We start from the raw sequence: 418 nt of genomic DNA on the forward strand, positions 1-418 counted from the left end.
TACGGCCCCGACCACCCCGACGTCGGCATCGACCTGAACATCCTCGCCGGGATCCTGCAGGATCTTGATGAGCTGCCGGACGCCCGCCGGCTGACCGAACGGGCCCTGGCCATCACCGAGGCCGCCTACGGCCCCGACCACCCCAACGTCGGCACCCACCTGAACAACCTCGCCACGATTTTGCAGGATCTCGGAGAGCTGCCGGACGCCCGCCGACTGGCCGAACGGGCCCTGGCCATCACCGAGGCCGCCTACGGCCCCGACCACCCCGACGTCGGCATCCGCCTGAACAACCTCGCCCTGATCCTGCAGGATCTTGATGAGCTGCCGGACGCCCGCCGACTGGCCGAACGGGCCCTGGCCATCACCGAGGCCGCCTACGGCCCCGACCACCCCGACGTCGGCATCCGCCTGAACA

General features: G+C 70.3%; 1 protein-coding gene. It reads left to right on the forward strand.

Annotated features, from left to right (window positions below; translation table 11 throughout):
* On the forward strand, positions 1-418 hold a 418-nt coding region (locus tag ACWEOZ_RS23175; protein ID WP_451912762.1), incomplete at both ends, for a tetratricopeptide repeat protein.

It is taken from the genome of Actinoplanes sp. NPDC004185 (assembly GCF_053603475.1).